We start from the raw sequence: 9,072 nt of genomic DNA on the forward strand, positions 1-9,072 counted from the left end.
GTCAGGCGCCGGCTCCCGGTGCTGCCGGCTCGGCGGCGGGGGCGACGGCGTACAGGGAGTCGCCGCGGGCCACCGCACCGGTGTGCTCGTCGGTAACCCCACCGAAGGCGGTTGCGTTGGACACGACGATCGGGGTGACCGTCTGGTATCCGGCGGCGGTCACGCCCGCCCAGTCCACCTCTACGAGCGGCTGGCCGCGCAGCACCTTGTCACCGGCTGAAACCTTGGGCGTGAAGTGCTTGCCGTTGAGCTCCACCGTGTCCATACCGACGTGGATCAGCAGCTCCACGCCACTGGCCGAGCGCAGGCCGTAGGCGTGGCCGGTCGGGAAGGCGACCAGCACCTCACCGTCGACCGGGGAGACGACAGGACCGGAGGCCGGTACCACCGCCATGCCCGGGCCAAGCATCCCGGAGGCGAAGGTCTGGTCCTGCACCTCGGTTAGCGGCACCGCCCGCCCCTGAATGGGCGAGGTGATGGTGAAGTCGGTAGCCGCTTCGGCGGGCAGCTCCACCGTGGCTGAGTGAACCTTGGTGGCCTCGGCCTCGAGGGCGGCCTCATCCACCTCGTCGTCAGCGGCGAAGGAGGCCTGCCCCTTGGGGGTACGTCCGTAGGCGAAGGCGGCTGCGAAGGCGATGACGAAGGTGACCGCCTCCAGGGCCAGGTAGACCGGAATCTTCTCGGTGATGATCGAGACGAAGCCGACGAATCCGGCCGCGCCCAGAGCGGCACCGCGCACGTTGAACAGGGCCACACCGGCGCCGCCGATGGCAGCCGCACCCATGCCAATGAAGAACGGCCAGCGCAGGCGCAGGTTCACACCGAAGATCGCGGGCTCAGTGATGCCGAAGACGGCGGAGACACCACCGGCACCGGCAAGACCCTTCATCTTGGCGTCCTTGGTGAGCGCGAAGACCGCCAGGGCCACAGCGCCCTGCGCAACGTTGGCCATGGAGGCGATCGGGAAGATGAAGTCACCGACACCGCCGTTGACGGGCAGCAGCGGGATCTCAACGGCGGGGAAGGACTGGTGCAGACCGGTCACCACGATCGGCGAGTAGACCAGGCCGAAGAGGAATCCGCCAACCGGGCCGAGCGTGTTGTAGGTCCAGTCGAGGCCCTCGGTGATCCAGATGGACAGCTGCCGGGTGATCGGGCCAACCAGCACGAATGTGAGGAAGCCGGTGACCAGCATGGTGATCAGCGGGGTCAGCAGGAAGTCCGCAGTTCCGGACAACCGCTTGTGCAGCCACTTCTCAATGGTGGACAGGATCCAGGCGACGCACAGCACTGGGATGACCATGGCCTGGTAGCCGATCTTGTCGACCGTCAGGCCGAACAGGCTCCAGGTGGGGTTGGCGCCCGTGTACTCCCAGAAGGACTGGGCGGCCGCTTCATCCGCCATGTTGTAGGCGGACAGCAGCGAGGTGGAGACCATCGCCGCGCCCATGGCGGCACCCAGGTAGACGTTGCCGCCGAAGCGCTTGGTGGCTGAGTAGCCGACCAGCACCGGCAGGAAGGCGAAGGCCGCCGAGGAGATCATATTGATCAGCTCGGCGTAATCGGCCAGCCAGCCGTAGCGCCCCACCAGCGAATCACCCTTGAAGAAGAGGTCGTTCGCGGTGAGCACGTTGTTGATCGCCATCATCAGACCGCCGGCGATCAGGGCGGGAAGGATCGGGACGAAGATGTCCGCGATCATCTTGATGAAGCGAGAGACGATATTGCCGCTCTTGGCCGCCTCCTGCTTCGCCTCGTCCTTGGACACTTCCTTGACGCCGCCGGTCTTGACCATCTCGTCGAAGACGATGTCGACGTCTCCGGGGCCGACGATGATCTGGAACATGCCGCCGGCCACGAAGGTGCCCTTCAGATCGGGATCCTTGTCAAGCGCCTTCTGGTCCACCTTGTCCATGTCGTTCAGGACAAGGCGCAGGCGCGTCGCGCAGTGAGCGGCTGCGTTGATGTTATCGGCGCCACCGACATACGTCAGGACGTCTCTCGCCACACGGGCGTGATCCATTGCCACCCGGGCTTCCTTTCTGTGGGAACTGGATACTCTGCATTGAGCTCGACGGAGGACTCCGGTGCGTTGGGTACGGTCACCGATCCCAACGCGTCGACCTATGTCAAACGATAGTCAGACTACCGGCACGCCCCCTGAAGACGCAAGCAATTCCCGATTCTGAAGCCCGAAACAGCGTGCTTCAGGTGCGTGTGCCAGGCCTGCCGGAATCGCAGTCGTTTGGTGTCAGTCGTAGGCCACGGCGCAGCCCTCTTCCAGCAGCGTGCGCTGATCGCCGATCAGGGCGGCACCGCCTGCGGTCGGCTCTACGAAACTGCGCAGCGTGAAGGCGATCTCGCCATCGCCGACGAAGACCTCGGTCACGGAACGGTCGTGCAGCACCTCCAGGCACGGGCGCGTTCCCCGAGGCACGGTAACGGTGCGCACCTGCCCGTGCTGCGTGTAGCGCGAGTGGGAGCGGTCCACAACCAGGCGCGCATCGCCGTCCCGGGACTCCATCGTGATGGTGACGTAGCAGCGCTCGTCACCGATGCGCAGGCCCCACCGGTGAGTGGCATCGGCCTGGACGCGCAGCCGCCAGGAGCGGTGCCCGTCAAGTTCGGGAATGGAGGTTGTTCCCCCCAGCCGCTCCCCCGCGGCGCTCAGCACGGCGGCATCGTCCGGCAGCGGGACTGCCGGACGCTGTAGCAGGCGGCCGCCTCGCAGGGTCAGCACGCGCGGCACGGTCAGGGCGTGCACCCAGCCGCCGGTGCCGATTGAGGGCTGATCATCCTCTGAGGCATTGCCGGCCCAACCGGTCAGCAGAACCGGGCCGGGCTCACTGGGACGACGAGCGAAGACCTGGGGCGCATAGAACTCGAAACCGCGGTCCACCTCGGCGAAGGTCCCGTCGCACTCGCGCAGCTCGGTCCCCTCCAGGCGGCCAACCGTGTAGACGCAGGGGAAGATGTTCTCGTACCCCTCCGCATCCGGCTCAATGCCCTGCGGGCACCAGATCAGCACGTCGCGCACCTGACCGGTCAGCTCGTCGGTCAGCCGCACCAGCCCGGGGCACTCCCACATGTAGCCGAAGCGGTCGAAGGCGCCGTCGGCGTCCGGGAAGCTTAGCTCTCCCTCCAGCCTCCAGGAGCGCAGGTCCTCCGAGCGGTACAGCAGCGCCGCGCCGGTCAGGTCCTCGCGCTGCACGCCCAGGAGCATGCGGAAGCTGCCCGGGACGTCGGGATCACGCCAAACCTGGGGATCACGGTAATGGGCGGTATAGCCGTCTGGGTGGTCCGGCAGCAGCGGGTTGTCCGGCCACTTGTCGAAGCGCTGCAGGTCGGTGCTGGTCACCAGGCACTGACTGGCGGTGCGCTCGTCGGTCACCGGGTCCTTGAGGTTGCCGGTGTAGAAGAACTGGTAGCCGACACCTGCTGGCGCACCCGCCAGCTCCTCCCCCTCCAGTACGACGGCGCCGCCGGAGTATGCCCCGGAGAGGTCGTAGTAGGAGTCGGGGATGATCGCCGGGTCGTGGTGCTTCCAGTGCAGCAGATCCCTGGATGAGGCATGCCCCCAGTACACCAGCTTGCGGTGCGGGTGGAACGGGCTGAACTGGTAGAAGGCGTGGTAGGTGCCGGAGTCCACCAGCAGGCCGTTGGGGTCATTGAGCCTACCGACCGGGGGCGCCAGGTGCACCACGGGGTAGTCGGGGTCGGCAGTTGCGTGCGAGCGGTCGGTCGCCTCCAGGGCGGCCGCCCTCAGATCCTCGGTCATGTGGCGACCCTAACAGTATGCGCGCTGACCCGGACGACGAACCTACCGACCGAAGTGTCGTGCCCGCGGGGCCGACAGGGGTCGGCAGGAGCCGCTACCGGAAGCTGCGACTAGTGGAAGTACGGGATCAGCAGCCACAGGCCGAACACCGCGATACCCACCACGCAGGCGATGAAGAATCCCGCGGCGACCTCGGCGAGGTGCAGGCCTTTGACCTGTCCGCTCTGCCGCTTGAGCCGAACCGCCGCGAGCATGCGCACAGCCGCGGAGGTGACGGAGAGGATGAAGGCGGCGCCGGCCACGGTCACCAGGGTGACCAGCCCGAGCGAGGACCAGTCGATGCTCATACCAGCGCTCCCGTTCCCCGGTCTGCGGGGTTGGCTCCCACCAGCTCCCGCTTCACCTGGTCCAGGGTCTTGGGGGCACGCCCAAGCTCAGGGTCGGTCTGCTTGGCCACAACCACCTTGTCGGCGTCGTTGACGTTGGAGAAGTCCACCTTGTTGTGGTTGGCCTGCCGGATGATGAGCAGAGCGCTGAGCAGCAGCAGCGCAATCACGACGACGGTGCCCGCGACCCCGCCCCGGACCGCTATGAAAGAGGTGATTGCGCCAACCACGGCGGCGCACGGCAGGGTGATCAGCCAGGCGGTCCCCATCTTGCCGAAGGTGCTCCAGGAGACCTTGGCGCCGCGGCCGATCCCGGTGCCGAGGATCGAGCCGGTGCAGATATGCGTGGTGGACAGGGCGAAGCCCAGGTGCGAGGAGGCCAGGATCGCCACGGTGGAGGTGGTTTCGGCGGCGAATCCCTGCGGCGGGTCGATATGAACCAGGCCCTTGCCCATGGTGCGCATGATGCGCCAGCCCCCGGAGTAGGTTCCCAGGCCGATCGCCGCACCGGCAGCCAGTACCACCCACCAGTAGGGGGCGGTGCCCGGCTCCTGGTAGCCGGCGGCGATGAGTACCAGGGTGATTACCCCCATGGTCTTCTGCCCGTCCGAGGTTCCGTGGGCCAGCGCCACCATTGAGGCGGAGATCCGCTGACCGTAGCGGAAGAGCTTGTCACTGACCTTGTCCGTCGGTCCGGTGATGCGGTAGCTGATCCAGGTTGCGACTGCGGAGGCCAGTGCAGCCACGGTCGGGGCGATGAAGGCCGGCAGCATGATCTTCGAGACCACCGTGCCCCAGTGCACCCCCTGGAAGCCGGCGGCCACGACTACCGCTCCGATCAGCCCGCCGAACAGCGCGTGTGAGGATGAGGAGGGCAGGCCCAGCAGCCAGGTAGCGAGGTTCCACAGGATCGCGCCGGCCAGGCCGGCGAACACCATTGCCGGCGCCGCCTGGATCAGCGCGTCGTCGAACATGCCGTGGGAGATGGTCTTTGCCACCTCAGTGGACAACGTGGCTCCCACCACGTTGAGGATGGCGGCAACCAGCACCGCGCGCCTAGGTGTGAAGGCGCCCGTGGCGACGGAGGTCGCCATGGCGTTGGAGGAGTCGTGGAAGCCGTTAGTGAAGTCGAAGATCAGCGCCGTAACGATGACCACGACGACGATGAATAGGGTTGTACTCATGCCATTCCCGGTCGGGTGTGCGGGCCGGTGGTACTGCCTGAGCCCTCCGCAGCTGCCTGCGGGTTCGCTCCGTGCGGTGCACCGGTCCGGGCCGCGGTAACGCGTCCTGCCGTCATTCTTACCCGGGGCGGACCGTCCGCTACAGCGCAGGCGGCTGGAATTCACCAACTGTTCACTCGCCGTGTGGCCCCGCCGACGCCGCCCGCCCGATCCGCCGAGCCGCGCGAGCCGGGTCGCGGGCATGAAGCGGCACACACCTCGGCGGCGCCCCGCCGAACCAACGGGCGATAGGCGCCAGGGAGCGATAGGGTCACGCCCATGGCAGCCCGAAGTGGTAGCAGAAGTGGTAGCAACAGTACGCGGCAAGTCCGCAAGCGTCGGCGCGTTCCCTCCGCGCCCCTGGACCTCGGCATCGATCTCGGCACGACGCGCACCGTCGTCAGCCGTGCGGACCGCGGCAATTACCCCGTTATCGGCTTCACCGACACCGAGGGGGACATCCATGAGTTCTTCCCCTCGCTGACCGCGCTGACCGCCGATGGGCTGGTTCACGGATTTGAGGCCCGCGCCGCCGCCCGCCGCGGCGCGCCACTGCTGCGCAGCCTCAAGCGGCTGCTGTCATCCCCCACTGTTACGGCGCAGACGCCAGTACAGCTCGGAGACGCCACTTTCACGATCGCCGAGATCCTCACCGACTACCTGATCACCCTGCGCAACCACCTGCTTGCCGCCGATGCCCTGGAGGGCGCGGACCCGGCCGACGAGGACGCGCATATCGCGGTTGCCGTGCCGGCGCATGCCTACGGGGCCCAGCGGCTGATCACGCTCGATGCCTTCCGCGCAGCCGGATTCCACGTGACCGCGATGCTCAACGAGCCCAGCGCAGCCGGATTCGAGTACACCCATCGCAAGTCGGCCACCGTGTCCTCCCGCCGGACCCGCGTTCTGGTCTATGACCTGGGCGGCGGCACCTTCGATACCTCTCTGGTGGACGTGCGGGGCCACTCGCACGAGGTGCTCGCCTCGCGCGGCGTCGGCGACCTGGGCGGGGATGACCTGGACCTGCTGCTGGCACAGCTGTCCCTCCAGAGGGCCGGGCTGGCGGAGGAGGAGCTGACCACCAGGGAGCTGGACGACCTGCTCGACCAGTGCCGTGACGTCAAGGAGGCGATGGCACCCCAGACCCGGCGTCTGGTCATCATCCTGCGCGGCAAGGACGTGGTGCTGCCGGCGGCCGACTTCTACTCGGCCGCAACCCCGCTGATCGAGCGCAGCTTGGACACCATGGCCCCGTTGATTGGCCGCCTGGACGACGGCGGGCCGGACCTGGCGGAGATCGCCGGCATCTACCTGGTTGGCGGCGCCTCCTCCTTCCCGCTGGTCCCCCGCCTGCTACGTGAGCGCTTCGGACGCAGAGTCCACCGCTCGCCCTACCCCGGCGCCTCGACCGCGATCGGCCTAGCCATTGCCGCGGACCGTACCGCCGCGGTCGCTCTGACCGACCGCTTGTCCCGCGGGTTCGGCGTGTTCCGGGAGGCCGACGGCGGCGCCCGCACCGTGTTCGACGCACTCCTCACCGAGGAATCGGTGCAGGAGCGTGCCGATGGTGCGCACGGGACGGTCATCACTCGCAGCTACCCCGCAGTCCACAACATCGGCCGCTTCCGGTACGTGGAGTGCGCCGGGGTGGATGATGCGGGAGAGCCACGCGGTCAGCTCGCGCCGTACGAGGATGTCCTGTTCCCCTTCGACCGCTCCCTGCGGGACGTGGAAGACCTCATGCACACGCCGGTGCACCGCCTAGGCAGTGGTCCGGTAATCGAGGAGCGCTACGACATTGACGGCGCCGGGCTCATTCGCGTGACGCTGACAGACCTGTCCGACGGCTACTCCCGCACCTACGTCCTGGGGCGCCGCACCGCTTAGGCGATGCTTCACGCGGGCGTCCGGCAGGATGCCAAAAGCGGATGCCTAAAGCGCGTTCGTTCTAGCGCCGGAGCCGCCTGTGTGGACAAGCGCCTGTCAGCAAGGCCGGGCCCGAGCGTGCCGCTTTAGGCGTGCCGCTGGCTCCGGAGCCTATGGCCGAGCCAGGTCCGAGGCAGCTGTCAGGGCTGCTGTCTCCCCCGGGGCGAGCTCGAGCGTCAGCGCATCCGCAATCGGGCCCAGTTGCGCAGCCGTGCGCGCGGACGCGAGCGGCGCCACGACGCCGGGCCGCTCGCGCAACCAGGCCAGGGCGACCGCAGCAGGTGCGACGCCGTGCCCTACCGCCACTTCCCGCAGTACGTCCAGCACGGCGAAGCACTCCGGCCTCAGGTAGTCCTTCACCCAGCCGCCGCGTTCCGAGTCGGCCGCGCTGCCAGGGTGATACTTGCCGGTCAGGAATCCCGACGCCAAAGAGAAATAGGGCACCAGGCCCAGGTTGTAAGTCGCAGCCACCTCGCCGCGATTTCCAGGACCCTCAACGTCTTGGCGGTGCAGGAGGTTGTAGTGGGGCTGCAGGGCCACGGGGGCTGCGAAGTCGTTGGCAGCGGCGATGGCGCACCACTCCTCCACCCGATCCGGCGTGTAATTGGAAAGTCCCACGTAGCGCGCCTTGCCGGCCGCACGCACTTCCTCGAATGCGGCGACAGTCTCCTCCAGCGGCGTGTCCGCGTCATCGAAGTGGGCGTAGTAAAGGTCTACGTAGTCGGTTTGCAGGCGCGTGAGGGACTCGTCGATAGCCGCGTGGATATTGCCGACCGCGAGCCCCTTGCGATCCGGCTTGGTGGATACCTTGGTAGCGATGATGACGTCATCGCGCCGGCGTCGTGCGTGGAGCCAGGATCCGATCACCGCCTCGGACTCACCGCCGGCATGGCCATCGGCCCAGTGTGAGTAGCCGTCGGCCGTGTCAATGAAATTACCGCCTGCGTCGAGGTAGGCGTCCATAATTCGATGGGAGGCCGACTCATCCGCAGTCCAGCCGAACACGTTACCGCCCAGGCCTATCGGGCTGACCGCCAGGGCTGAGCTGCCGAGCGTCCTAGTCGGGGTCATCGTCTGCCTCCTGCACGATCGTTCTACACGGCCTGCTGGCGCGCGGCCCTGCGCTTGGCCAGCTCGTCCTCCACTACCGGGCCGTCGGCGGCGTGCTCCACCGGCAGCTCGGCCAGCGAGCCCTCGATCTCATGCCACACGCGGCCCACGGCGATGCCGAAGACGCCCTGTCCGCCCTGAACCAGGTCGACGACCTCATCCGCGCTGGTGCACTCGTAGACGGAGGCGCCGTCGCTCATCAGCGTGATGGAGGTCAGGTCCTCAACACCGCGCTCGTGCAGCGCATTGATCGCCACCCGGATCTGCTGCAGCGACACCCCCGTATCCAGCAGCCGCTTGACGATCTTCAGCAGCAGAATGTCGCGAAAGGCATACAGGCGCTGTGATCCTGAGCCCTTGGCGGACCGGATGGAGGGCTCGACCAGCCCGGTGCGGGCCCAGTAGTCGAGCTGGCGGTAGGTGATTCCGGCGGCACGGCATGCCACCGGGCCGCGGTAACCGGTGTTCAGGTCCAGCTGCGGCAGCGGGTCACCGAAGAGCATCCCCTGCGTGTGCTGGGGTGCGGTTGCGCGGAGGCTCGCTTCGTTGGCGCTCACTTGCCGGCTCCTGTCAACATCGGGGCGCGCGCGGGGACGCGCGCACGGGCCGGTCCTCCCGGCCATGGGCCCACGATAGAACCCCACGTCGG

At 67.6% G+C, this 9,072-nt stretch carries 7 protein-coding genes; 1 reads left to right on the top strand and 6 read right to left on the bottom strand.

The features are described from left to right. Position 1: 1 nt before the first annotated feature. The 4 genes from GZ998_RS12240 to GZ998_RS12255 form a co-directional block, all read right to left on the bottom strand. A complete protein-coding gene (locus GZ998_RS12240; RefSeq protein WP_203233859.1) occupies positions 2–2,023 on the bottom strand; it encodes a sucrose-specific PTS transporter subunit IIBC in 2,022 nt (673 codons plus the stop codon). Between the two features lie 228 nt (positions 2,024–2,251). Next, positions 2,252–3,778, bottom strand: coding sequence for a glycoside hydrolase family 32 protein (locus GZ998_RS12245; protein ID WP_162678515.1), 1,527 nt, complete (start codon positions 3,776–3,778; stop codon positions 2,252–2,254). Positions 3,779–3,888: 110 nt separating this feature from the next. Continuing rightward, a complete protein-coding gene (locus GZ998_RS12250) occupies positions 3,889–4,125 on the bottom strand; it encodes a hypothetical protein (protein ID WP_219110007.1) in 237 nt (78 codons plus the stop codon). Next, on the bottom strand, positions 4,122–5,348 hold the full coding sequence (locus tag GZ998_RS12255; protein WP_161924024.1) for an inorganic phosphate transporter: 1,227 nt from the start codon (positions 5,346–5,348) through the stop codon (positions 4,122–4,124). Before GZ998_RS12255 ends, GZ998_RS12250 begins: the two co-directional genes overlap by 4 nt. 318 nt (positions 5,349–5,666) lie before the next feature. On the opposite strand from GZ998_RS12255, the gene GZ998_RS12260 reads away from it, so the two are divergent. Continuing rightward, on the top strand, positions 5,667–7,274 hold the full coding sequence (locus GZ998_RS12260) for an Hsp70 family protein (RefSeq protein WP_162678514.1): 1,608 nt from the start codon (positions 5,667–5,669) through the stop codon (positions 7,272–7,274). A gap of 150 nt (positions 7,275–7,424) precedes the next feature. Here the strand turns inward: GZ998_RS12260 and GZ998_RS12265 are convergent, their stop codons facing one another. Together GZ998_RS12265 and GZ998_RS12270 are read right to left on the bottom strand one after the other, a co-directional pair. Continuing rightward, positions 7,425–8,384 carry an aldo/keto reductase gene (locus tag GZ998_RS12265; protein ID WP_219110009.1) on the bottom strand — a complete coding sequence of 320 codons (960 nt, stop codon included), beginning with the start codon at positions 8,382–8,384 and terminating at the stop codon, positions 7,425–7,427. Between the two features lie 23 nt (positions 8,385–8,407). After that, on the bottom strand, positions 8,408–8,926 hold the full coding sequence (locus GZ998_RS12270; protein WP_161925322.1) for a MerR family transcriptional regulator: 519 nt from the start codon (positions 8,924–8,926) through the stop codon (positions 8,408–8,410). Positions 8,927–9,072 lie beyond the last annotated feature (146 nt).

This window comes from Actinomyces sp. 594 (assembly GCF_019325145.1).
Lineage (GTDB): Bacteria > Actinomycetota > Actinomycetes > Actinomycetales > Actinomycetaceae > Actinomyces.